This is a genomic window from Microbacterium sp. zg-YB36 (genome assembly GCF_024623575.2).
Taxonomy (GTDB): Bacteria; Actinomycetota; Actinomycetes; order Actinomycetales; family Microbacteriaceae; genus Microbacterium.
On record NZ_JANJFD020000001.1, the window covers coordinates 1,701,040 to 1,723,187 of the forward strand.

Here is a 22,148-nt window from a genome sequence, read left to right on the forward strand (position 1 = left end):
CGGATGGATACGCCCGCAGCGGTCGACCAGCACTCCTCAGTAGCAGCGCTCACATATGTCGACGGCACCCTGCTGCGGCACGGGCGCCCCCATCGCATGCTGGCCGGTGCCGTGCACTACTTCCGCGTGCACCCCGACCAGTGGGAGGACCGGCTGCGCCGGCTCGCAGCCATGGGCGCGAACACGGTGGACACCTACATCCCGTGGAACTTCCACGAACAGGTCGAGGGCGCACGCCGCTTCGACGGCTGGCAGGACATCGAGCGCTACATCCGGCTCGCCGCCGAGGTGGGGCTGGATGTCTACGTGCGACCGAGCCCGTACATCTGCGCGGAGTGGACCAACGGCGGCATCCCGGCCTGGCTGACCGCCCGCACGCGTCACGTGCGCAGCAGCGACCCCGCCTTCCTCGGCCCGATCGAGGCCTGGTACGCCGAGCTGCTCCCCCGCCTCGCACCGCTGCAGGCCGTCAACGGCGGCCCGATCGTGGCGGTGCAGGTCGAGAACGAGTACGGCTCGTTCGGCTCTGACCGCGTCTACATGGAGCACCAGCGCGATCTGCTGCGCGCACACGGCATCGTGGAACTGCTCACCACCGCCGACGGCATCACCCCCGATATGCAGCGGCACGGTTCGGTCGACGGCGCCATGCCGAGCTTCACGTTCGGCACCGGGGTCGACACGGCACAGACGCTCCTGCCGGATGCCACACCGCTGCTGTGCAGCGAACTGTGGGGCGGCTGGTTCGACCACTGGGGAGAGCGCCATCACGTCCGCAGTGCCGCCAGCATGATCGGCACGGTCAACGCACTGCTGGCAGCCGGCGGCTCGGTGAGCCTGTACATGGCCCACGGCGGCACCAACTTCGGCCTGTGGGCCGGAGCCAACTGGGACGGCGTGCTGCAGCCGACCGTCACCAGCTACGACTCCGATGCCCCCATCGCCGAGGATGGCCGCGTGGGCGCCAAGTTCCAGGCCCTGCGCGCCGCCTTCGCCCCGTTCCACGACGAGCCGCTGCCTCCCGTGCCGGCCGAACCGTGGTTCCAGGAGCCGCAGTCGGTGCCGCTGGTGCGCGAGGGATCGCTGGGCGAGACGCTTCGCGCCCTGCCCGCGGGGGAACGCCGCGCCCGGCCCGCGACGTTCGAGGAGCTCGGCGTCGCGGACGGCGTCGTCGTGTACGAGACGCGCGTGCACATCGGGACGGAGACGAGCCTCACGATCAACGGGCTGCACGATCGTGCGATCGTGCTCCTCGACGGTGAGCCGGTCGCCCGGCTCGAGCGGGACGGCCAGACCAGTGTGGTCCTCGACGGCGCGGGAGACCACGACCTGACGCTGATCGTGGAGAGCCTCGGCCGGATCAATTACGGCGCCCACATCGGCGAGCACAAGGGCATCCTCGGCGGCGTGCTGCTCGGCCGGCGCTACCTGCACGGCTGGACGCACCGGATCGTCCCGCTCGACGGCTCGCTCACCGGCATCGGCGACACCACCGCGGCGGCCGGTCTGGCCACCGCGACCGTCCAGCTCGACGAAGCCGCCGACGCGTGGCTCGCCCTCCCCGGCGGCAGCATGGGCCTGGTCTGGCTCAACGGCTTCCTCCTCGGCCGCTACTGGAGCGTCGGCCCGCAGGAGACGCTCTACGCGCCGGCGCCGCTGTGGCGTGCCGGGACCAACGAGGTGCGGGTGCTGGACCTGGAGCAGCTGCCGGTCGAGCTCGAGATCCGCGACGTCGCGACGCTGGGTGAGGCCGAGGAGTTCATCGGCTCCTGAGCCCCGTCCACCTGCACGAAAAGAACCCCCGGCGCCCGCGGCGCCGGGGGTTCTTCGTGGTCCGGGTGTCAGCCCTTGACGGCGCCGGCGGCCAGACCCGAGCGCAGGTACCGCTGCAGCGTGAAGAACAGGATGATCAGCGGCAGCACGCCCAGCAGCGCGCCGAGCATGACGGCACCCTTGTTCGGCGAGAAGTAGCTCATCATGCCGAACAAGCCGAGCGTGACGGGTTTGAGTTCCTGCGAGGACACCATCAGCAGCGGCAGCAGGAAGTTGTTCCAGGTCGCGACGAAGATGAACAGGAAGATCGTCACCATCGCCGGCGCGAGCAGGCGCATGACGATCGTGAAGAAGATCCGCAGCTCTCCCGCCCCGTCGATGCGTGCTGCCTCGAGCAGCTCGGTCGGCACCGATTGGGCGTAGACCATCCCCAGGAACACGCCGAACGGCGAGACGGCGGAGGGGATGATGATCGCCCACGCGGTGTCCACCAGACCGAGGGCGTGGAACTCCAAGTACAGCGGCACGGTCAGCAGCGCCACCGGCATCAGCAGTCCCGCCATGATGACGCCGACGGCGATCTTCTTGCCGGGGAAGGTGAACTTCGCGATGGCGTAGCCGGCCATGACGGCGAAGAGCGTGCCCACGACGCCGGCGGTCACCGAGTAGAAGATCGAGTTGCCCACCCAGCGCCAGAACATCCCCTGGGTCCAGGACATGAGGCTCTCGTAGTTGGCGCCGAGGTTCCACTCCGCGAACCAGAAGCCGAACGACGAGGTGAGGTCGCGGTTGTTCTTCGTCGCCGCGATGACGAGCCAGTACACCGGGCCGAGGAAGTACACCGCGGCCGCGACCAGCGCGATGAGCCCGGCGATCTTGCCCCGCAGCGTCGGCAGCGCGTTCTTCGGGGGCAGGTCGAAGTCGACCTCGCGGGCGCGCCGCTTTCCGATGCGAGTCGCGGTGGTCATGAGTTGTCTCCCTTGCGGCGCTGGAGCAGCGCGTAGACGATCGCCAGGACGCCGGCGATCATGGCCATCAGCAGCGAGTAGGCCGAGGCCATCCCCGTGCCGGAGGGCGAGATCGCACCGAGCAGCGAGTTGTAGGTGAGCATCATCGGCGTGTAGCCCTTGCCCATCCACGGGTTCTGGCTCTCCATGACCGTGGGTTCGTTGAACAGCTGGATCGTGCCGATGATCGACAGCAGCACCGACAGCAGGGCGGCGCCGCGCACCAGCGGAACCTTGATCTTGATCGCGATCTGCCAGCCCGTCGCCCCGTCGATGCGGGCCGCCTCGTAGAGGTCGCGCGGGGCCGCCTGGAGCGCGGCGAGGAAGATGAGCATGTTGTACCCGGTGTAGGTCCAGGTCGTCATGTTCGCCATCGACAGCAGGATCGTGCCCGGCGCCATGAAGTCCGTCCCCTCGGGGAGGTACTGCATGAACGGCGACACCTCGGGGGTGTACAGGTACAGCCACATCATCGCGGCGATGACACCCGGGATGGCGTACGGGAGGAAGAACGAAAGGCGGAAGAACGCGGGACGGCGCACGATGAACGCGTCCAGCAGGAGCGCGAGACCGAGGGCGGCGATCGTCATGACCGGGATCTGCACGAGCGCGTAGAGCAGCACGCGCCCCATGCCTGCCCAGAACGTCTCGTTGGCGATCGCGATGGCGAAGTTGTCGAAGCCGACGAACTTCTCCACCAGCTCGCCGCCGCCGTACAGGCCCTCACCGGAGGGAACCTCCCCGAACATCGACGCGCGGATCGAGACGCCGATGGGGATGACGAACACGACGACGAACAGCACCGCGAACGGGGCCAGGAACAGCCAGCCGGTCACCGCCTCCCGCCGTGCGCCGCCGCGTCGGGCTCGGTCCTTTCGCTTCGGCAAGGTCGCGCGCGTCTTGGCAGCTGCGGCGACCACTGTGGGCGGGCTGGTCAGTGTCATGTCATCGTCTTTCAAGTGCAGGAGCCGGCGGAGCGCATGGGTGATCCTTGCGCTCCGCCGGCTCAGCGGGTGTCGGCGGAGCGCGTCAGTCCGCGACCGGCAGGCCCAGGTCCTTCAGCGCCGCGACGGCGTCGTTCTGCCCGGTCGTGAAGACGTCCGCGACCGTGGCCCCACCCGTGGCGACACCGGAAGCGGTCTCGTTCATCGTGGTGAGCGAGGCGAATCCGGGAGCGTAGACGAACTCCGGGTTCATCGCAGCGGATGCCGTGGCCAGCTCTGCCAGCACGTCCTGACCGCCGAACTGACGCAGCATCTTCTCGCTGGTCTCCGGCGTGCCGTTGGCCGCCACGACGAGGCCCTGCGACGCGAGGTCATCGATCTGGGTGTTGAACCAGCCGTTGAACTCCATCGCCTCGGCGGGGTTCTCACAGCCGGCCATGACAGCCACGCCGGAGCCGCCGTCGGGGCCCGAGATCGCGCCGGCGCCGAAGTCGGGCAGCTGCGCGACGCGCCACTGGCCCTCGGCCGCAGTGCCGTCGAGCGAGTCGAGCATGAAGCCCGCCTCCCACGCTGCGCCGATGTGGCCGATCAGAGCCGTGTCGTTGATGGCCTGCGTGAAGCCTTCGCCCCAGCGCTCGGTCATCAGGGCGTCCTGCCCGTCGACCAGCCCCTGCCAGAACGCGGCGACCTTCTGGCTGCCGGGGCCTTCGACTTCGACCGACCAGGAGTCGCCCGAGGTGTCGAACCAGGCGTCACCGGCGGCGGCGGACTGCGCCGCGAGCCAGTTGAGTGCCTCGTCCGGGGTGAACGCGGCGAGGTACTTGCCCGAGTCGGCGGCGATCGCCGCGCTGGCGGAGAGCTCCTCGATCGTGGTCGGCACCTGCAGGCCGAGCGCTTCGAACTCCGCCTCGTTGTAGTAGTAGACCAGGGGGCCGGTGTCCTGCGGCAGGCCGACGACGGCGTCGCCGACGGTCATCATCGCGTATGCGCCGGCGCCGAAATCGCCCTCGTACTTGCCCGCCTCGGCGGCGACGTCCTCGAGCAGACCCTTGACGAACAGCTGCGGCACTTCGGAGTAGCCCAGCTGCGCCAGGCACGGTCCATTGCCGGCCTTGACGTCGGTCTCGAGCTTGAGGATCAGGTCGCTGGCCGCGCCGTCGAACTTCGTGGCGGTGACCTGGATGCCGGGGTTGTCCTGGTTCCAGCGGTCGACGATGTCGGCGACGGCGGTCATGCCCTCGCCGTCGGGCAGGCGGTGGATGTAGGTGATCTCGACCGCGTCGCCCGAGGATTCCTCAGGGCTCGTGCCTGCGCTGCCGCCGCTGCATGCGGCCAGGGCGACCGCGGAGACGGCTGCCAGAGCCGTGACTGCAGCGGTACGACCGCCGCGGAACTTCGTTGTCATGTGTCGCTCTCCTTCGAGGAGGACGCGCCCCCAGGCGCGACCGGTGTGCATCGGCGGTTGATGCGAGATCGTGCGTTCGCCATCTTCGTCGATGAGATGGATGTTTGCGTTCACAATACCGTTTCGCCGCGCCTGAGCAAGTCTCGAACTCATCACGTTGGCGGAATTGCTTACCGCGAACACTACGAACCGCGGCAGAGCCGCGCGCAGCGATCGGCCGGGAGAAACCGCCGGCGCGTGGGGTACTTCAGGCGCCGCGAAGCGACACCGGGCGACAGGCGATCAGCCGCGGACGCCGCCGCGCGGCATGCGGGTCACCGCTCAGGCAGCAACTCCGCGATGAGCACCTCGACCCGGCGGCGGATCTCGTCACGGATCGGGCGGACGGCCTCGATCCCCTGCCCGGCGGGGTCATCGAGCACCCAGTCCTCGTAGCGCTTGCCGGGGAAGATCGGGCAGGCATCCCCGCACCCCATCGTGATCACGACATCGGACTGCTTCACCGCGTCGACGGTGAGCACCTTCGGGGTGTTCCCCGCGATGTCGATCCCCTCCTCGCTCATCGCCGCGACGGCGACCGGATTGATCTGGTCTTTCGGGGCGGAACCGGCCGACAGCACCTCGATGTCGTCTCCGGCGAGTGCGCGCAGGTAGCCGGCGGCCATCTGCGAGCGGCCGGCGTTGTGCACGCAGACGAACAGGACGGTGGGCTTGTCGGGCATGGGGGCTCTCCTCGTAGACCTTCGGTGTTGCAGTACCAGTCAATCGCACCCGGCGCGGGTGCTCCGCCGCTCGATGAGGACGGTGTCCCGCCAGCTGCCGGCGTGCGGCCCGACCGCGGCACGCGCGATCCGCTCGCGACGCCCGACGACACGGAAACCCGCCGCCTCGTGCAGCCGCAGACTGGCGGTGTTCTCGGGGAAGATGCTCGACTGGATGGTCCAGAGCCCGGCGGCGTCGGCGGCATCGACGAACGCGGCCAGCAGCAGCCGGCCGATGCCCTGGCCCCGCGCGCCACGGTCCACGTAGACCGAGTGCTCGATGACGCCGCGGTATGCCTCGCGCGATGAGACCGGGGATGCCGCCGCCCAGCCCAGCACCCGGTCGTCGTCGCCGGTGGACACCAGACGCGGGGAGGTCAGCTTGCCGGCGTCGAACTCGGGCCACGTCGGGGTGCGGGTCTCGAAGGTCGCCTCGCCGTCCTCGATCCCCTGGCGGTAGATCTCCGCCACGGCGGGCCAGTCGGTAGCCGTCATCTCCCGCAGGGTCATGAGCAGCATCCGCCCGCCTGATCAGTGGAGCACACACCCGTCGCCGGGAGCACGAGCTGCACCGTCGACGCGGCGGCGGTGTCACCGGCGAGCCAGGAGGTCACCGACCGCACCTGCTCGTAGCCGGTGGCCAGCAGGAAGGTGGGAGCGCGGCCGTAGGACTTCATCCCGACGATGAAGAACCCGGGCTCGGGGTGGGCGAGCTCGCGGAAGCCGTGCGGTGCGACGGTGCCGCAGGAGTGCTCGTTCGGGTCGATGAGCGGCGCCAGGCGCGCGGGCGCCTCGACGACATCGTCGAGGTCGAGTCGGATCTCCCGCAGCATGTCCAGGTCGGGGCGGAAGCCGGTCGCGTTCACCACGACGTCGGTGACGTGGGTGACCAGCTCACCACCCCGGTTGCCGACGAGCACCGCGGCATCGCCGTCGATGCTGCCGCGGACGATCTCGAACCGGTCCACGACGGTGATCTCGCCGCGCGCGACGGCGGCATCGACGCGGCCGCCGAGGTGCGCGCGGCCGGGGAGTTCGTCGTCGGGCGAGGACGACACCCGCGCGGCGCTGTCGTTGCGGATGAGCCACGTCACAGCCGTCCCGGGTTCGTCACCGGCCAGCTCGACGAGGCCGAGCAGAGTGTTCGCTGCAGAGTGCCCCGCCCCGACCACGGTGACCCGGCGACCGGCGAACCGGGCACGGTCCCGCCCGAGCACGTCGGGCAGCGCCGCGGTCACGCGGTCGGCGATGGCGCCCATGCCCAGCAGTTCGAGCCCGTCGGAGGACAGCGGATTGGGCGAGGTGTAGGTGCCGGAGGCATCGATCACCGCCCGCGCAGTCAGGTCGGACACGTCGCCCGCCGCGTCGCGGACGCGCAGCACGAACGGCGTCGCCGCACGTCCCCGGGTGCGAGTGCGGTCCATGCCCTGCCGCGAGACGGCGAGCACCGTCGCACCGGTGCGGAGGCGGGAGGCGATCGGCTCCAGCCGCGCGAGCGGTGCGACGTACTGTTCCACGAGCTCAGCACCGGTCGGCGCTCGGTCCGGTGAGGGCAGCACCCACCCCTGCGGCTCCAGCAGCCGGTGCGCGGCGGGGTCGACCAGGTGCCGCCACGGCGAGAACAGCCGGGTGTGCCCCCACTCCTGCACGCTGGCCGCAATGGTGTCGCCCGCCTCGTAGACGACGAAGTCGATGTCACGTTCGACCAGATGCGCAGCGGCGGCCAGGCCCACCGGCCCAGCACCGATGATCGCGACGGGCAGCGACGCGAGCGCGCCGTCGACCGAGGGACGAGGTGTGAGATCCAGCAGTGTCATCGTGGACTCCTCAGATATCGATGATCGTCGATATTCAGTTCTATCCTCGATATCGACGGCTGTCAATATCGACTAGTATCGATACATGGCCATCACGCTCGAAGTCACGGATGTCAGCGCCACCGTCTGCTGCACCCCGCTCGTGCGGGAGCCGTTGTCTGCTGCCGAAGCCGAGAAGCTCGCGAAGACGATGAAGGCGCTGGCCGATCCCACCCGGCTGCGGCTGCTGTCGATCGTCGCGGCATCCGAGAACGCCGAAGCGTGCGTGTGCGACCTGATCGAGCCCGTGGGGCTGAGCCAGCCGACGGTTTCGCACCACCTCAAAGTCCTGACCGAGGCGGGGTTCCTCACCCGCAGCCAGCGCGGCACGTGGGCCTACTTCGCGCTCGTCCCCGGCGCGCTGGACCGCGTCTCACAACTGTTCACCACGACGCCCGCGCCGACTGCGTGACGCGGACGTGACCTCCGACATCGCCCCGGCACGCCTGGGAGTACTCGACCGCCTGCTGCCGGTGTGGATCCTGCTGGCGATGGCCGCCGGGCTGGGGCTGGCGGTGTTCGCTCCCGGGTTCGGGGAGCTGCTGCACGCGGCATCCATCGGCAACGTCAGCGTGCCGATCGCGATCGGCCTGCTCGTGATGATGTACCCGGTATTGGCGAAGGTGCGCTATTCGGATGCCGCCGTGATCGGCCGCGACAAGCGCCTGCTCGTCTCGTCGCTCGCGCTCAACTGGCTGGTCGGCCCGGCGTTGATGTTCGCGCTGGCGTGGCTGCTGCTGCCAGACCTGCCCGAGTACCGCACCGGACTGATCATCGTCGGCCTCGCCCGCTGCATCGCCATGGTGCTCATCTGGAACGATCTGGCGTGCGGTGACCGGGAGGCTGCGGCATTCCTGGTCGCTCTCAACTCCGTCTTCCAGGTGATCGCGTTCGCGGGGCTCGGCTGGTTCTACCTGCAGGTGCTGCCGACGTGGCTCGGCTTGCCCACCACGAGCGCCGAATTCTCCCTGTGGGCGATCGCCCTGAGCGTCCTGGTCTTCCTCGGCGTTCCGCTCATCGCCGGGTACCTGTCCCGCCTCATCGGCGAGCGCCGCCGCGGCCGGGACTGGTACGAGTCGGTGTTCCTGCCCAAGGTCGGTCCATTGGCGCTCGGCGGCCTGCTGTTCACCATCGTCATGCTGTTCGCACTGCAGGGCCGGCAGGTCGTGGATCATCCCCTCGATGTCGCCCGCATCGCGCTTCCGCTGCTGGCATACTTCGCGGGCATGTTCTTCCTCGGCTTCGCCACCGGCAGGGCGATCGGGTTGAGCTACGAGCGCACCACGACGCTGGCCTTCACCGCGGCGGGCAACAACTTCGAGCTCGCCATCGCCGTGGCCATCGGCACCTTCGGGGCCACCAGCGGCCAGGCCCTCGCCGGCATCGTCGGTCCCCTCATCGAAGTGCCCGTCCTGGTGGGACTGGTCTACGTCGCGTTGTGGCTGCGGCCGCGGTTCGACGTCACGACCCGACAGCTTCCTCGTCCCCCGGAATCGGTGTCAGCGCAAGCTCGGTCGTCGGGGTGATGAGCAGGAACGTCGGACGCGGCTGCCCCTCGCCATGGTTCACCTCGAGCCAGAAGGCGGGCGCTTCGCTGCCGATGCGGGTGAGGATTTCCTCGCGGAGGTCCGCGATGTCGCGACCGCTGATCGAGTAGGAGTGGCCGCCGTAGGCGATGTCAATGCGCTTCATCGAACTTGGGAGTCTCTGTGTCGGGGGCGGGCTCGGGCACGACGTACAGCCCGTGCGGAGAGTTGGCGGTGTAGGCCAGGGCGCCCAGCCACGCCGGGTTCAGCGGTACCCGGCGACTGCCGTAGTACTTGTAGACCAGCACGCTTCGCGGGTGCACCCAGATGGTGGTCCGACCGTCGCCGATGCTCGCGTCGTCCTTCCAGCTGAAGTAGAACGACTCCCCGCGGCGCAGCTTGCTGCCGATGACCACCTGCAGGTGGGCGAGCAGCCTGTCTTCGAAGTCGGCCTTGAGCTGACCTTCGAAAATGAACTTGCCCATCGTGGTGATCCCCTCTGCCCCGCTCGCGGAAGCGGCACCCCTGCCGGCCTCTTCTTATCCCAAGTCCGCGGGGAAGGGAAGGCGGTGCGCGAGGAGGGCTTTGCCGGGATAGATACGGAACATGGACAGACTTCACTACGCGGGCAGTTCGATCCTGACCGGCACCGCCATCGCCCATGCGCTGCTCGATTACGCCCAGGCGCTGGCCGGCGCCGGCGACTCGGCGACGGTCGAGGTGCCGACGCTCAATGAAGACGGATCGCGGGGGCGCTCAGAAGTACTCATCGGCCCGGCGAGTCAACTGATTTCGGACTCGGAACCGTCGCCGTACGACGAGATCGTCGACGAGGATCTCGTCGCACACCTGCGCGATGTATCCGCTCGGGTGCGCAACGACAGATCACCGTCGCCCGCGGCGGGGATGATCCAGGACGAATTCGACGACGGGTACACCGACGAATTCTGAGGCAGGTCAGCGCGCGGATGCCGCGGCGTCGGCCGTCACTGCACCACGGTGGCGGCGAGGACCGCTCCCGGCTACCTGCCGCGTGCGCTCAGGCCTGGGGGTGTGCAGGGGCGGGAGCGTGATCGCACCGGTCCTGGCGACTTCATCCGCCATCGACTGCATACGGCGCGGGTCGAGGACCGCCGGATCGGCGTCGTCGAACACGAACCGCAGCGGGATGGAAGGTTCGAGCCACAGGGTCGTACGGCCGGCAGGGCTGTTCTCATCGTGCTGCCACGCGAGCGTGAAACTCTCGCCGCGACGCAGCTTCGTGGCCATGACCACCTTCAGGTGGGCCAGAAGCGTGTCTTCGATCTGAACGGGGGTGCTGGCGGAACTGTAATACAGGGTGCCCATGGGCTCTCTCCTTGACCTCAGACAGGTCGCGGAGATTGTTCAATGAGAAAAGTGCCACAAGCGGTTCGGGTCGCTGGCGAAACGATAAGCGAGTGTCGTCGGCGAGACCTGTGACCCCATTCTAGGCGTCATCCCTCGGATTAGCGAGCTACCGCGTCGCCGCCGGGCGGCCGCTTATGGTGGGGGGCATGCCAGGCTCACCGTCCCTCCACGCCCGACGTCTCCTGGTGATCTCGCCGCTACTGCTGACGGCGACATTCGCCGGCTGCACCGCGATACCGGCGGATGCCGCCGGCACGCTGGACCGGGTTCGCGACGGGGAGATACGGGTCGGCATCACGCACAACCCGCCGTGGACAGACACGTCGGGCCCTCCCGCCGGCTCGGAGGTCGAGCTCGTCGAGCAACTGGCGGCGGACCTCGATGCCGACGTGGTGTGGACCGAAGCCAGCGAGGCGCTGCTCGCCGAGGCGCTGCGTCAGGGCGAGCTGGACCTGGCCATCGGCGGGTTCACCGAGGACACCCCGTGGACCGACAAGGCCGCCGTCACTGTGCCCTACGTCGATGCGATCGACGAGTTCGGGCAGACGAAGAAGCACGTCTTCCTTACGCGCCTCGGCGAGAATCGCCTGCTCACCGCCGTGGAAGGCTTCCTGCGCGCGGAGGGCTCATAGTGAACCCACCGCAGCTGCCGCTGCCGGAAGCGCAGGCACACGCACTGAAGCGCGCGATCCGCATCGAGTGGGCGACGATCGCATTCCTGGCCGTGGCGATCACGATGGTCTATCTCGTGATGGGCAACTCGCAGGCGATGAAAGCCGCGTGGATCGAGGACCTGCTCTCCCTCGCCCCGCCGCTGGCGTTCCTACTGGCCGTCCGCTTGATGGCGAAGCCACCCACCGAGAAGTACCCCTACGGCTTCTTCCGCTCTGTCGGCGTCGCCCACCTCGTCGCCGGGGTCGCGCTGTTCGCGATGGGGGCGTTCCTGCTCGTGGAGTCGGTGATCGGGCTGGCACGGGGCGACCGCCCGCCGATCGGGTCGGTGGAGCTGTTCGGCCAGACCGTGTGGCTCGGCTGGCTGATGATGGTGGCGATGGCGCTCACCATTCCGCTGCCGATCTACTTCGGCCGCGTGAAGATGCAGCTGGCCGAGCAGCTGCACAACAAGGTGCTCTACGCGGATGCCGACATGAACAAGGCCGACTGGATGACGGCGGTCGGCTCGATCGTCGGGGTCGCCGGAATCGGAATCGGCCTGTGGTGGGCGGACGCTGTCGCCGCGACGCTGATCGCCACCAGCATCCTCTGGGACGGGGTGAAGAACACCCGCGCCGCGATCACCGATCTGATGGACACCCGCGCAACCACGTTCGATGACTACAGCCCGCATCCGGATGCCGCCCTGGTGGACGAAGTTCTCGCGCACCTCCCCTGGGTCGCCCAGGTCGCCACCCGCGTGCGCGATCAGGGACAGTTCTTCCACGTCGAGGCGTTCATCGTGCCCACCCGCGGCCGCATGCCCACTCTCGAGCAGGTCACCGAGGCGACCGAGGAGTGCACCGCACTGGACTGGAAGATCCACGACATGGTGATCACGCTCGTGCCCGAGCTGCCCGCGCAACTCGCTGTCACCTCACCTGTCTGATCGGCTCCGACTGCCCGTCACGAGTCGTCGGCGTGCTGTTGGCGGATACGCCGACCTTCGGCGATGTCCTCCCGCTCCTTCTCGGCGCGCTTGTCGCTCTGCCGGGTGTCGCGGGCGGGGAGCTGGATGTCCTCCTCCGCCGCGATGCCACCCTGCAACTGGCGTCCTCGTTCGAGTTCGGCGTCGAACTCCGCGCCGAACAGCAGCGCGAGGTTGGCGATCCACAGCCACAGCAGGAAGACGATGACTCCCGCGAGCGACCCATAGGTGCGGTCGTAGTTGGAGAAGTTCGCGACGTACAGTCCGAATCCGAGCGTTCCCAGCGCCAGCACGACGATCGCCAGGAGCGCGCCCATGCTCACCCACCGGAACTTCGGCTGCTTGGCGTTCGGCGTGGCGTAGTAGAGAACGGCGATCAGGAACACCACGACCAGCAGCAGCAGCGGCCACTTCACGATGTCCCAGGCGATGCGCACACCCTCCCCCACGCCGATCGCGCTGCCGACGGCGTCGGCCACGCCGCCGGATAGCACCAGCCCGGCGGCGACGATCGTCAGGCACACCACCGCGATGATCGTGACGACCAGCTGCATGGGCCGCATCTTCCAGAACGGACGGCCCTCTTCGACTTCGTAGATGCGGTTCATCGCCCGGCTGAACGCCCCGACGTAACCCGATGCGGTCCACAGTGCCAGCAGGATGCCTGTGATGAGCGCGAATCCCGCCCCCGGCGCCTGCGAGAGCTGCTCGATCGGGCCTCGGAGGGTTTCGGCGGTCTCACCCGGGGCCACGTCCTCGACGATCCCCAGCACGGCGTCGGCGGCGGACCCGCTCTGGCCGAAGACGCCGAGCAGCGAGAAGACCGCGATGAGGGCGGGGAAGATCGACAGCACCGCATAGTAGGTAAGGCCGGCCGCGGCATCCACGCACCCATCGGCGGTGAACTCCCGCACGGTCTTGACGAGCACGTACTTCCAGGAGCGCTTCTCGATCTGCGTAGGTGCGTCGGGCTTGTCGGCGTGATCTGGGTGGACCGCGCCGCCGCGCGTGTCCTGATTCTGCTGATTCACTGTCGCATTCCTTCCGAAGGGCAAGGGTCTGCCGGCGCGGCCGGACGCCCGGGGAACTGCCATTCTTCGTGACGTGCACGCACACGACAGGGACTTGCATCCGTGGAACGTGTGTGCTGCGGAGGGCCAGTGCGGTCGGGGCGCGATCACGCGTTCGCCGATATCCGCCCGGAATACCTGGGCCCGACGCTCGGTTGACGTCTTATACCCCCTGGGGGTATAAGAGAGCGAACTGCGCCCGCGGCATCCACAAGTTCCGCCGGCTGTTCTGGATCACCCTGATCCTCGCCGTGCCCGTCGTGGCCTTCTCCGGCATGTTCGCGATGCTTCTCGGCTACGCGCTCCCCGCGATCCCCGGTGTCACCTGGATCTCGCCGGCACTGGGCACCGTGATGTACCTGTGGGGCGGCCGGCCGTTCCTCGCCGGCGCGATCGGTGAGCTCAAGGCCCGTCGTCCCGGGATGATGCTGCTTATCGGGCTGGCGATCACGGTCACCTTCATCGCCTCGCCCCGCTGGGGTTCGTCCTGCCGATGTGGGTCGGCGCGGTACTCATGTCGGCATCCACCGTCGTGGTCGCCCTCAACGCCCAGCTGCTGCGTCGCGTGGGCCTCACCCGTTAGGCGGTGCGCGTGACGGGCGCAGGAAATGTGGCGACCGTAGGACGGATGCCGCAGCGAATGTCCTACGCTCGCACCATCTCCTACGCTCGTGACGCGGCTGAGCGCTGACGCCCCGCCGGTAGGCTCGGGTCACATGCGCGAGTTCACCCGGGGAATGGCCTTCTTAGGCGGCGGATTCTCATTCTGGCGTCGACGCCCGGGGCTCATGGCCCTGGGCCTGGTCCCCGCGGTGATCGTCGGCGCGCTGTTCCTGGCGGGGCTGATCACGCTGGGCGTCTTCCTGCCCGACCTCACCGAGGCGGCCACCCCGTTCGCCGACGGCTGGCCGGCGCTGTGGGCAACCGTCATCCGCCTCGCCGTCGGCACCGCGATGGTGGGGGCGGCGCTCGTGCTGGTGGCTGTCACCTTTACGGTGCTCACCCTGTTCATCGGCGAGCCGTTCTACGACCGCATCTGGAAGGCCGTGGAGGCGGATGCCGGCAGCGCCGGTATCGACGCCGACTACGGATTCTGGCGCTCAGTTCGCGATGGGCTCGCGCTCTTCGTGCGCGGCGTCGGGGTCGCCCTGCTGGCCGCGCTGGTCGGCCTGGTCCCCGTGGTGGGCGGCATCCTCGGTGCTGTCTGCGGCGTGCTGCTGACCGGTTGGCTGCTCGCCGACGAACTGGCCACACGGGCGCTCTCGGCACGCGGCATCGGTGCCGCCGCACGGCGAAAGCTCATGCGAGCGCACCGCGCGCGCATGCTGGGCTTCGGCGTCGCGACGCAGCTGTGCTTCCTGGTGCCCCTCGGCGCGGTCGCCACCATGCCCGCAGCGGTGGCGGGATCGACCCGGCTGGCGCGGTCACTGCTCGAGCAGGACACCGCGGGGCCGGCGGCCCTCGGCGGTCACCGGCCTGCGTCGGCCTCGGCCTGACCGCGCGCCGACATCGCGTAGCGCAGCAGTACGACGTCGCCGATCCGGCGGGTGTCCAACAGCCGCGCCCGGTGCGCTTCGTCCCACGGGAACCGGGCGGGTTGCACGAAGCGCGGCGCGCCGGCCTCGCCCACGAAGAACGGTGCGATCACCAGCTGCAGTTCATCGGCCAGCCGCTGCGCGAGAAACTGCGTGTGGATGCGCCCACCGCCCTCGACCATGAGCCGCGCGATGCCGCGGCGCGCCAGATCGGCGAGCGCGTCGGCCATCGCCACCACCGCGTCGCCGAGGGCAACGACCGTCGCCCGGTCGCCCACCGCACGCGTGAGTGCGTCCGCCGCGCCGCGGGGGCAGTAGACGAACTTGTCACCGTCGCCCGCGGTGAAGAACGCAGCGTCGGCAGACAGGTCGCCGGTGGCGGTGACCGTCACCTTCGCCGGCGACGGGGGCCGTCCGGACGCGACCCGCGCGGCGCGACGGTCCGCACTGCGCACCAGCAGTCGCGGGTTGTCCCGCCGCACGGTGGAGGCGCCCACCAGGATCGCGTCATGGTCGGCGCGCAGCTGGTCGACGCGGTCGAAGTCCTCCGCGTTCGACATCGCCATGCGATGCGGGGCGGTGCTGTCCAGGCACCCGTCCAGCGACATCGCGCAGCTGAGGGTGACGTACGGCCGGCCGGCCGCTTTCATGGCACGTCCGCCAATGCTGTCGCGACCCGGGCGACGGTGTCTTCCCACGCACGGCCGTGCAACCGCACGTCACGCGCCTGGCTCGTGAGGCGCCGCCGCAGGCCGGCATCCGTCATCCACCGCGTGAGCGCATCCGCGAGCGCTGCGGAATCCCCAGGCGACACGAGCAGCGCGGCACCGTCCGGCCCCACCGCTTCCGGGATCCCGCCGACGCGGCTGGCGATGACGGGGATGCCGCGGGCGCGGGCCTCCGCGATCGCCATCCCGTACGCCTCGGCGCGAGACGGCGCGACGAGCAGATCGGTGCGTCGGTAGAGGCCGTCCATCCCGGCGTCAGTCTGCACGCCCGCGAATCGGATCCGCTCCCCCTTTCCCAGCGCGGCCGCACGGGCGAGCAGCGCGGCGACGAACGCGGGATCGGCTTCCGTCGCGCCGGCGAACGTGCAGACCCAGTCCGGGGCGGGCCCGAGCGCGGTGAGGGCGTCGATGAGCACGTCCTGCCCCTTGTGCGGCGCAACGACCCCGACGCACAGCAGCGCGCACCCGCCCGGGGTACCCGTCGCCGCACCCGCCGTTGCGGTGCCCGGCGGGGCGACGACGATGGGGATGCCCACGCCGTCGCCCGCGAGTTGCCCGCGGAGCCACTGGCTCGGCGTGATCAGCAACCGCGCGACGCCCAGCGCGCGACGCTCGTCGGCGACGACGCCCGCGTCGGCGTCCGGCAGCGCTGCCCGCAGCATGTGCACAAGCACCACGAGCCGCAGCCGCGCGGCCGACTCGACGAGCACGTCCGCGCCGACACCGGCCAGGAGCCCGTCCACGACCACGAGCCCGCCGTCGGCTGCACCCCGCAGCGCCGTCCGCAGCTCGCCGGCATCCGCAGGCGCAGCCTCCGCCATGCGGACCCGCCAGCCCAGGCCGGTCAGCCCGTCGCGCACGCGCCGGTCGTAGACGTTGCCGCCGCTCACCCGGGCCGGGTCGTCGATGCCGGGCGGCACGACGAACGACACCGCGCCGGTCACAGCGCCACCTCGTACGTCGCCCACGCGATGTGCGACTCGTGCAGCGTGACGGCGATGGCGTCGAGGGCATCTGCGGCGCGGCCCAGCTCGCCGGCGCGGGCGGCGACGACGAGGCGCTCGGCGACGAAGGCGCACAACCGTTCGGTGGTCGTATTGACCCCCCCGAATCGCGGGTCCTCGTCGAGGTTGCGGTAGGTCAGCGACGCGAGGATGCCGCGCAGCACCTCCGCGGCACGTCCGATGTCCACGACGACGCCGTGCTCGTCGAGCCGCGCCGCGCGGAAGGCGGCATCCACGACGAAAGTGGCCCCGTGCAACTGCTGCGCGGGGCCGAACATGGCACCCGAGAAGCTGTGCGCGATCATCATGTGGTCGCGCACCGTGAGCGTGTAGGTCATGGTGCATCACTCCAGTCGATCGTGTGGCACAGCCCGGTCAAGCCGCCGTCGGCGATCGCGGCCATGACCGCCGGTAGTTCGCGCCACGGTGCGTCGCCGGTGAGGAGCGCGTCGAAGGCGGGGTCGCGCAGCAGCTCCAGCGCGAGGGCGAGCCGGTCGGTCGCGCTGCGCGTGCCGCGCCGCCCGGGCGCGACCGCGCCCACCTGGCTGGAGCGCAGCGTGAGGCGTCGCGAGTGGAAGTCCTCCCCCAGCGGCAGCCGCACGTCGCGGCTGCCGAACCAGCTCGCCTCGACGATGACTCCCTCCGTCACCGCGGTCCGCAGCGCCAGGCGCAGCCCGTCTTCGGAGGCGCTGGTGTCGATGACGATGTCGCGGTCGCCGGGGGCATCGGCGGGGAGGTGGAACGGGACCTCGAGCGCCGTGCAGACGGCGCGTTTGCCGGCATCCGCATCGACGACGGCGAGGTCGATGCCGGGGATGCCGCGCGCGAGGCGGGCCACGGCGCACCCGATCATGCCGGCACCGACGACGGTGAGCCGGTCGCCGGTGAGGGGCGCGGCATCCCACAGCACGTTCACCGCCGTCTCGACGGCGCCGGCGAGCACCGCACGCCGGGCGGGCACGCCATCGGGTACCGGAACGACGGCCGTCGCGGGGACGACGAACCGGGACTGATGGGGGAACAGTGTGAACACCGTCTTGCCCTGCAGCGAACCGGGCCCACGTTCGACGACGCCGACGTTGAGGTAGCCGTACTTCACGGGGCCGGGGAAGTCGCCCTGCTGGAACGGCGCCCGCATGCGCATGCGCTCGCGCTCGGGCACCTCGCCGCGGTACACCAGGGCCTCGGTCCCCCGGCTGATCGCCGTGTACCGGGTGCGCACCTGCACGTCGCCGGACGCCGGCGCGGCGATCGGCTCGCTACGCAGCGCCCCCGTCCCGGGGGCCTCCACCCAGTACGCGGTGCCGTGGGTCATCACATCCATCCCGCTGGTCGCCTCGGCGTCATCGCCCATTCGCTCCACCCCCGCGCTCCCACGGACCCGAGCCCCCCGGGTCGTCGGCTGTGCCCACTCTGCCGGGTGAGGCGCGCGCGGGCGAGGGGGTGCGCTGCGGAGGTGCGTTACCCGTACGCTGCGGCAGACTCCTCAACTCCAGCGGAACACGCGCACGGCGATCGCGCCGGTCGGCAGCGCCCACAGCACCATGACGGCGAACGGCGCGAGCGAACCGGCGCCGGTGTACCAGGCATCCGTGAGCGCCAGCGTCATCGCGCCCATGGGGGTGAACGCGGCGATCGCCTCGGTCGCTTCGGGCATGAGCGGTCCCGGCGTCCACATGCCGGCGGTGAACAGGCACGCGATGAAGACGAGGAACCCCAAGCCATAGGCGATCTGAGCGCTCCCGGCGACGGCCGCGATGACCGAGCCGACCGCCATCATCGCGATGGCTCCGCTGACGATGACAAGCACCGCGAGCACGGGATTCACCGGCGGCACCGCACCGAAGGTGAGCCCGGCGAGCGCGAACGCGATCACCAGCGCCGCCCCCAGCGTGACGCCGCTGACGGCCCATTGCGCGAGCAGCACGCGGTGCGCGCCGACCGGAGTGACGCCCAGCCGGCGGAGGACACCCGCTTCCCGGTAGGCCCCGACTGCCGCCGGGTAGTTGGTGATGGCCACGCTCGCGATCGCGACCGCGGCGGACACCGGAACGAAGAAGTCGATGGGCCGGAACTCTTCCAGCGCCCCGCCGCCCCCGATCGGCTCCAGCGTGCCCGGGATCACGAACGCCTGCAGCATGAGCAGCAGCGAGGGCAGGAGCAACGCCATGAAGACGCTCATCGGATTTCTGAGGAACATCAGAGCCTCGACCCGAGTCAGTGCAGAAAGAACACGCATCACGCTTCCCCTCGTGTCGCAGACAGCGCCGGATCGAGCAGACGCAGGTAGGCGTCCTCCAAGCCGTGCGCCGCACCCGATGCCGGTCTCGTCGAATCGATCAGCTCATCGGGCGTGCCGACGAAACGCGTCCGGCCACGGTCGATGACAGCGACCCGGTCGCAGAGCCGCGCGGCCTCGTCCAGGTCGTGGGTGACCAGAAGCACCGTCAGTCCGGTGTCTCGAACTCGTTCGATCAGCGCTCTCACATCGCGACGCCCCTGCGGATCGAGTCCCGTCGTCAGCTCATCGAAGATCGCGACGCGCGGGTTGCCCGCCAGCGCCAGCGCAACGGAGAGACGCTGCTTCTGCCCGCCCGACAGTGCTCCGAACGGCCGGCGCCGCTGACCGGTGAGACCGACGAGATCCAGCAGTTCCGTGACGTCCGCGGGCAGGGAGTAGAACGTCGCGAATAGGTCGAGGGCTTCCCCGACCCGCAGCGCCGGCGGCAACGCCGCCGACTGCAGCTGGTAGCCCACCCGGTCGCGCACGAAGCGTCGGTGTCCGGTGGGTTCCACCCCGAGAACCGACACGCGGCCGGCATCCGGCTTCAACGTCCCCGCGATGCACTCCACCGTCGTCGATTTTCCCGCTCCGTTGGGACCGAGAAGGCCGAACACCTCGCCGAAGGCGACGGAGAAGGTGACTTCGCGGAGGGCCTCGACGTCGCCGAAGCTCTTGCGCACCCCTTGAAGATCGATCAAAGACATCCGTTCCTCATTTGTTCAGAATCGGGATGTGTGTCATCCCTGGGGTGACACACTGGCATCCCCCTTGACGGGCTGTCAACCCCGGGTAGACTTTCGGCAGAACAAGGGAGCGGCCGTGCCTCATGACACCCGAGAGAGCGCCACAGAGACCGCAACGTGGACCGACGTACTCGCGCACCGCGCGTTCGACGGCAGCGTGGACGATGCGGTGGCTCGCTTTCAGAAGCAGGGCGTAGCGGCATCCTTGGTCGCGCGAACGCTCGCCGACGCGGGTGACGCGTTGTTCGCCGCAGCGTCATCGGGGCAACCGAACTGGACGGAGCCGTTCGGCGGGCCGCATGCCGTTGCGCTGCTCGCCGCCGAGGTCAGCTCGCTGGCATCACACCTCAACTCCCGCGCGTCTGCGGTGCGGGCCACCGCGGTGAACGAGCTGCTGGACGAGTACAGCGCCGTCTCGGTGGCCGCAGACCTCGGGGTGTCCCGGCAGAAGGTCTACGACATCGCACGCGGCGGTATCGACGGGCGCCACGTCAGTCATGTCCCGTGGGGGAATCATGTCGCACATCAGTGAACCGGGGCAGCTGGGGCACCGCAGTGGCCCACTCCAGCATCCGCTGGACATCCCCGCGGCACGACGCTCCTACATGGCCGCGACGGTCCTGGACTGGCTCTGCTCCCCGCTGATGCTGTGCATTGCGGTGCTCACGCTGCTCGCGACGAGCAACAACACCGTCACGCCCCTGCTCTCGTCTGCGGTGACCCTGGGTTTGATCGCCCTGCTGGAACGTCATCACCGCACCGAAGCATGGGCCCATATCCCCCGCAAACGGCAGGACAGCCGGCGCCCGGATGCGGTGTCGGTGGCGGCGGCAGGTGCCGCCGCGCAGGTCGCACTGCTGGCGGTGGCGATGTCGTTCTTCGGCCACGCGGTGACAGCCGGACATGCTCCCGCCGAGGCGGTCAGCCTCGGTATCGGGGTCGTGCTGGGCACCGCCGCTCTGGCCGTGGGGACGGCAGCGTGGGATGCCTCGCGGCACGCTGTGCCGGCAGGGCGGATGCCACCGATCGTGGCGATTCCCACAGGAGCATTCGTCGTCGGATTGGGCCTGGTCGCGCTGGCGAGCTGGCCGACCAGCGGCAGCGCGGCGATGCTGATGGCCATCGGTGCGGCTTTCGCGGTGGCGGTGCAGGTCGCCTGCTGGATGCTGCGCCTGATCCCGACCCACTCTTCCTGCGGGTTGCCCGCTCTTGTGGACCGGCTAGCCACCTCGGGCTCCCGGCGATAAGGCCCGGACATGGGCACCCGGCGCGCATGGTGGTCGCGCTGTCGGCGGGGGCCGGAAGCACGAAGACCCCCTGCGCTGCAGGGGGTCTTCGTAGTAGAACGAACGGTCAGTGGCGAACGCCCTGGTCTGCACGGTCGTCGCGGTCGTAGAACTCGCGGCTGCCGGACTTGGCAAGTCCCCGGCTGATCATGTATCCGATGGTGAGCAGCGTGGCGTAGAGCCACACGTGGTCGGCGCCGAATCCCTGGCCGTCCTCGCCGTTGTCCACGACGGCAGAGGCGATGAACATGGAGACGAGGATCACGACGTACGCGATGAACTCGGTCGTCTTGAAAGCTGCCTTCGTCTCGGTCGAGACACGCGAGACGCGGACGTTCTGGGGGGTGTTGCTCATGGCTGTGTTCCTTGCTGTGAATACGGGTGCAGGTGCGGTTGCGCACCGAGCAACAAGGAAAACAGAACCGACGAGTATGCATGGCGCCCTTGCATTCTCGGCGTGCCATCAGGTATTGAGTCGGCCCCGAAGCCGAGCGTCTTCCCTCGGTGGGGTCGCAGTTGCAGGATGGCCCCATGGCGCCCTACGAGAACAAGACGAAAGCCACCGACGTCTCCGCGGAGGAGTTCATCGCGAACGTCGAGCATCCGGTACGGCGTGCCGATGCCGAGACCCTCGATCTGATGTACCGGCGGATCACCGGTCAGGGACCGGTCATGTGGGGGCCCACGATGGTCGGCTACGGCCACCACCACTTCGAGTACGACTCCGGCCATAGCGGCGACGCCTTCGCCGCGGGGTTCTCCCCCCGCAAGGCCAGCCTGACCATCTACGGCGCACATCTGCAACCCGAGGCGCCGGCGCTGCTGGAAAGGCTCGGCAAGCACCGGCTCGGCAAGTCCTGCCTCTATGTCAACACGCTGGCCGATGTGGACCTGGCCGTCCTCGAGGAGCTCATCGCAACCGGCTACCGCTACGTGACCGAGGATCTGAACCAGGCGCAGACCTGAGCCCGGAGGGCACCTGGCCCGAGCATCGCGGACAGGGGCACTTCGACATCCCGGGCATCGCCGGCAGACGCGATGATCTTCACCCGCGAGAACGGGTACTCGCAGGTCTGAGTGCTGTTATCGCAGCCCTTGCGGCGGCCGCGATGAGCGCATCGTCTCGTTCTGCGTCGGCTGAGCTCTTGCTTGAGAGCACGGTCAGCACGATAGGAGAGCCGGTGTCGGGCCAGAG

The 22,148-nt window shown here is 69.4% G+C and carries 27 protein-coding genes and 1 pseudogene; 11 read left to right on the top strand and 17 right to left on the bottom strand.

Features of this window, described 5'->3' with window-relative positions:
- Nucleotides 1-3 precede the first annotated feature (3 nt).
- Entirely contained in the window at nucleotides 4-1,773 is a 1,770-nt protein-coding gene (locus NQ151_RS08765; RefSeq protein ID WP_257527776.1) for a glycoside hydrolase family 35 protein, read from the top strand.
- A gap of 68 nt (nucleotides 1,774-1,841) precedes the next feature.
- Here the strand turns inward: NQ151_RS08765 and NQ151_RS08770 are convergent, their stop codons facing one another.
- The 6 genes from NQ151_RS08770 to NQ151_RS08795 all read right to left on the bottom strand — a co-directional run bounded on the left by NQ151_RS08770 (nucleotide 1,842) and on the right by NQ151_RS08795 (nucleotide 7,707).
- The gene (locus NQ151_RS08770) at nucleotides 1,842-2,741 is read right to left on the bottom strand and encodes a carbohydrate ABC transporter permease (protein WP_257507706.1); all 900 of its coding nucleotides are present in this window, start codon (nucleotides 2,739-2,741) and stop codon (nucleotides 1,842-1,844) included.
- Nucleotides 2,738-3,724 (bottom strand): carbohydrate ABC transporter permease, encoded by a 987-nt coding sequence (locus NQ151_RS08775; protein WP_257527777.1) that lies wholly within the window; start codon nucleotides 3,722-3,724, stop codon nucleotides 2,738-2,740. Before NQ151_RS08775 ends, NQ151_RS08770 begins: the two co-directional genes overlap by 4 nt.
- An 85-nt stretch (nucleotides 3,725-3,809) precedes the next feature.
- The gene (locus tag NQ151_RS08780; protein WP_257507704.1) at nucleotides 3,810-5,129 is read right to left on the bottom strand and encodes an ABC transporter substrate-binding protein; all 1,320 of its coding nucleotides are present in this window, start codon (nucleotides 5,127-5,129) and stop codon (nucleotides 3,810-3,812) included.
- A 314-nt stretch (nucleotides 5,130-5,443) separates the two neighbouring features.
- Complete coding sequence (locus NQ151_RS08785; RefSeq protein ID WP_257527778.1) at nucleotides 5,444-5,851, bottom strand: arsenate reductase ArsC; 408 nt, start codon at nucleotides 5,849-5,851, stop codon at nucleotides 5,444-5,446.
- A gap of 39 nt (nucleotides 5,852-5,890) precedes the next feature.
- Nucleotides 5,891-6,409, bottom strand: coding sequence for a GNAT family N-acetyltransferase (locus tag NQ151_RS08790; RefSeq protein WP_257527779.1), 519 nt, complete (start codon nucleotides 6,407-6,409; stop codon nucleotides 5,891-5,893).
- Nucleotides 6,397-7,707 (bottom strand): NAD(P)-binding domain-containing protein, encoded by a 1,311-nt coding sequence (locus NQ151_RS08795; protein WP_257527780.1) that lies wholly within the window; start codon nucleotides 7,705-7,707, stop codon nucleotides 6,397-6,399. The genes NQ151_RS08790 and NQ151_RS08795 overlap by 13 nt, the downstream gene beginning before the upstream one ends.
- 85 nt (nucleotides 7,708-7,792) lie before the next feature.
- Between NQ151_RS08795 and NQ151_RS08800 the strand changes: the two genes are divergently transcribed.
- On the top strand, nucleotides 7,793-8,158 hold the full coding sequence (locus tag NQ151_RS08800; RefSeq protein WP_257507700.1) for an ArsR/SmtB family transcription factor: 366 nt from the start codon (nucleotides 7,793-7,795) through the stop codon (nucleotides 8,156-8,158).
- Nucleotides 8,159-8,237: 79 nt separating this feature from the next.
- The gene (gene arsB / locus NQ151_RS08805) at nucleotides 8,238-9,272 is read left to right on the top strand and encodes an ACR3 family arsenite efflux transporter (protein ID WP_502883570.1); all 1,035 of its coding nucleotides are present in this window, start codon (nucleotides 8,238-8,240) and stop codon (nucleotides 9,270-9,272) included.
- On the opposite strand, the gene NQ151_RS08810 is transcribed toward arsB, so the two are convergent.
- Nucleotides 9,208-9,438 carry a hypothetical protein gene (locus NQ151_RS08810; protein WP_257507698.1) on the bottom strand — a complete coding sequence of 77 codons (231 nt, stop codon included), beginning with the start codon at nucleotides 9,436-9,438 and terminating at the stop codon, nucleotides 9,208-9,210. The genes arsB and NQ151_RS08810 overlap by 65 nt on opposite strands.
- Entirely contained in the window at nucleotides 9,425-9,757 is a 333-nt protein-coding gene (locus NQ151_RS08815; protein WP_257507697.1) for a DUF7882 family protein, read from the bottom strand. Before NQ151_RS08815 ends, NQ151_RS08810 begins: the two co-directional genes overlap by 14 nt.
- Nucleotides 9,758-9,878: 121 nt before the next feature.
- Between NQ151_RS08815 and NQ151_RS08820 the strand changes: the two genes are divergently transcribed.
- Nucleotides 9,879-10,223 carry a hypothetical protein gene (locus NQ151_RS08820; protein ID WP_257527782.1) on the top strand — a complete coding sequence of 115 codons (345 nt, stop codon included), beginning with the start codon at nucleotides 9,879-9,881 and terminating at the stop codon, nucleotides 10,221-10,223.
- Between the two features lie 6 nt (nucleotides 10,224-10,229).
- Here the strand turns inward: NQ151_RS08820 and NQ151_RS08825 are convergent, their stop codons facing one another.
- Nucleotides 10,230-10,619 (bottom strand): DUF7882 family protein, encoded by a 390-nt coding sequence (locus NQ151_RS08825; RefSeq protein ID WP_257527783.1) that lies wholly within the window; start codon nucleotides 10,617-10,619, stop codon nucleotides 10,230-10,232.
- A 188-nt stretch (nucleotides 10,620-10,807) separates the two neighbouring features.
- On the opposite strand from NQ151_RS08825, the gene NQ151_RS08830 reads away from it, so the two are divergent.
- Together NQ151_RS08830 and NQ151_RS08835 are read left to right on the top strand one after the other, a co-directional pair.
- A complete protein-coding gene (locus NQ151_RS08830; RefSeq protein WP_257527784.1) occupies nucleotides 10,808-11,293 on the top strand; it encodes a transporter substrate-binding domain-containing protein in 486 nt (161 codons plus the stop codon).
- Nucleotides 11,293-12,264 (top strand): cation diffusion facilitator family transporter, encoded by a 972-nt coding sequence (locus NQ151_RS08835; protein WP_257527785.1) that lies wholly within the window; start codon nucleotides 11,293-11,295, stop codon nucleotides 12,262-12,264. The genes NQ151_RS08830 and NQ151_RS08835 overlap by 1 nt, the downstream gene beginning before the upstream one ends.
- A 17-nt stretch (nucleotides 12,265-12,281) precedes the next feature.
- Here NQ151_RS08835 and NQ151_RS08840 read toward each other — a convergent pair whose 3' ends face one another.
- Nucleotides 12,282-13,334 carry a YihY/virulence factor BrkB family protein gene (locus tag NQ151_RS08840; protein WP_257507692.1) on the bottom strand — a complete coding sequence of 351 codons (1,053 nt, stop codon included), beginning with the start codon at nucleotides 13,332-13,334 and terminating at the stop codon, nucleotides 12,282-12,284.
- Nucleotides 13,335-13,648: 314 nt separating this feature from the next.
- On the opposite strand from NQ151_RS08840, the pseudogene NQ151_RS08845 reads away from it, so the two are divergent.
- Nucleotides 13,649-13,861 (top strand): annotated as a pseudogene (locus NQ151_RS08845) (heavy metal translocating P-type ATPase); the annotation flags it as partial.
- 228 nt (nucleotides 13,862-14,089) lie between these two features.
- Nucleotides 14,090-14,869, top strand: a complete 780-nt coding sequence (locus NQ151_RS08850) for an EI24 domain-containing protein (protein WP_257527786.1) — start codon at nucleotides 14,090-14,092, stop codon at nucleotides 14,867-14,869.
- Here the strand turns inward: NQ151_RS08850 and NQ151_RS08855 are convergent.
- From NQ151_RS08855 to NQ151_RS08880, 6 genes are all read right to left on the bottom strand, one after another.
- Complete coding sequence (locus NQ151_RS08855) at nucleotides 14,842-15,558, bottom strand: RibD family protein (protein ID WP_257527787.1); 717 nt, start codon at nucleotides 15,556-15,558, stop codon at nucleotides 14,842-14,844. The genes NQ151_RS08850 and NQ151_RS08855 overlap by 28 nt on opposite strands.
- The gene (locus NQ151_RS08860; protein ID WP_257527788.1) at nucleotides 15,555-16,580 is read right to left on the bottom strand and encodes a glycosyltransferase family 4 protein; all 1,026 of its coding nucleotides are present in this window, start codon (nucleotides 16,578-16,580) and stop codon (nucleotides 15,555-15,557) included. Before NQ151_RS08860 ends, NQ151_RS08855 begins: the two co-directional genes overlap by 4 nt.
- On the bottom strand, nucleotides 16,577-16,978 hold the full coding sequence (locus NQ151_RS08865; protein WP_257527789.1) for a 6-pyruvoyl trahydropterin synthase family protein: 402 nt from the start codon (nucleotides 16,976-16,978) through the stop codon (nucleotides 16,577-16,579). The genes NQ151_RS08860 and NQ151_RS08865 overlap by 4 nt, the downstream gene beginning before the upstream one ends.
- On the bottom strand, nucleotides 16,975-17,994 hold the full coding sequence (locus NQ151_RS08870; RefSeq protein WP_257527790.1) for a zinc-dependent alcohol dehydrogenase: 1,020 nt from the start codon (nucleotides 17,992-17,994) through the stop codon (nucleotides 16,975-16,977). The genes NQ151_RS08865 and NQ151_RS08870 overlap by 4 nt, the downstream gene beginning before the upstream one ends.
- Before the next feature lie 132 nt (nucleotides 17,995-18,126).
- On the bottom strand, nucleotides 18,127-18,879 hold the full coding sequence (locus NQ151_RS08875; protein WP_257527791.1) for an ABC transporter permease: 753 nt from the start codon (nucleotides 18,877-18,879) through the stop codon (nucleotides 18,127-18,129).
- Nucleotides 18,879-19,628 (bottom strand): ABC transporter ATP-binding protein, encoded by a 750-nt coding sequence (locus NQ151_RS08880; protein WP_257527792.1) that lies wholly within the window; start codon nucleotides 19,626-19,628, stop codon nucleotides 18,879-18,881. The genes NQ151_RS08875 and NQ151_RS08880 overlap by 1 nt, the downstream gene beginning before the upstream one ends.
- A 115-nt stretch (nucleotides 19,629-19,743) precedes the next feature.
- On the opposite strand from NQ151_RS08880, the gene NQ151_RS08885 reads away from it, so the two are divergent.
- Both NQ151_RS08885 and NQ151_RS08890 read left to right on the top strand, forming a co-directional pair.
- Complete coding sequence (locus NQ151_RS08885) at nucleotides 19,744-20,199, top strand: hypothetical protein (protein ID WP_257527793.1); 456 nt, start codon at nucleotides 19,744-19,746, stop codon at nucleotides 20,197-20,199.
- Entirely contained in the window at nucleotides 20,183-20,914 is a 732-nt protein-coding gene (locus NQ151_RS08890) for a hypothetical protein (RefSeq protein ID WP_257527794.1), read from the top strand. The genes NQ151_RS08885 and NQ151_RS08890 overlap by 17 nt, the downstream gene beginning before the upstream one ends.
- 106 nt (nucleotides 20,915-21,020) lie before the next feature.
- On the opposite strand, the gene NQ151_RS08895 is transcribed toward NQ151_RS08890, so the two are convergent.
- Nucleotides 21,021-21,308 carry a hypothetical protein gene (locus NQ151_RS08895; RefSeq protein WP_257527795.1) on the bottom strand — a complete coding sequence of 96 codons (288 nt, stop codon included), beginning with the start codon at nucleotides 21,306-21,308 and terminating at the stop codon, nucleotides 21,021-21,023.
- A gap of 176 nt (nucleotides 21,309-21,484) precedes the next feature.
- Between NQ151_RS08895 and NQ151_RS08900 the strand changes: the two genes are divergently transcribed.
- Nucleotides 21,485-21,919, top strand: coding sequence for a DUF1801 domain-containing protein (locus tag NQ151_RS08900; RefSeq protein ID WP_257527796.1), 435 nt, complete (start codon nucleotides 21,485-21,487; stop codon nucleotides 21,917-21,919).
- Nucleotides 21,920-22,148: the final 229 nt, after the last annotated feature.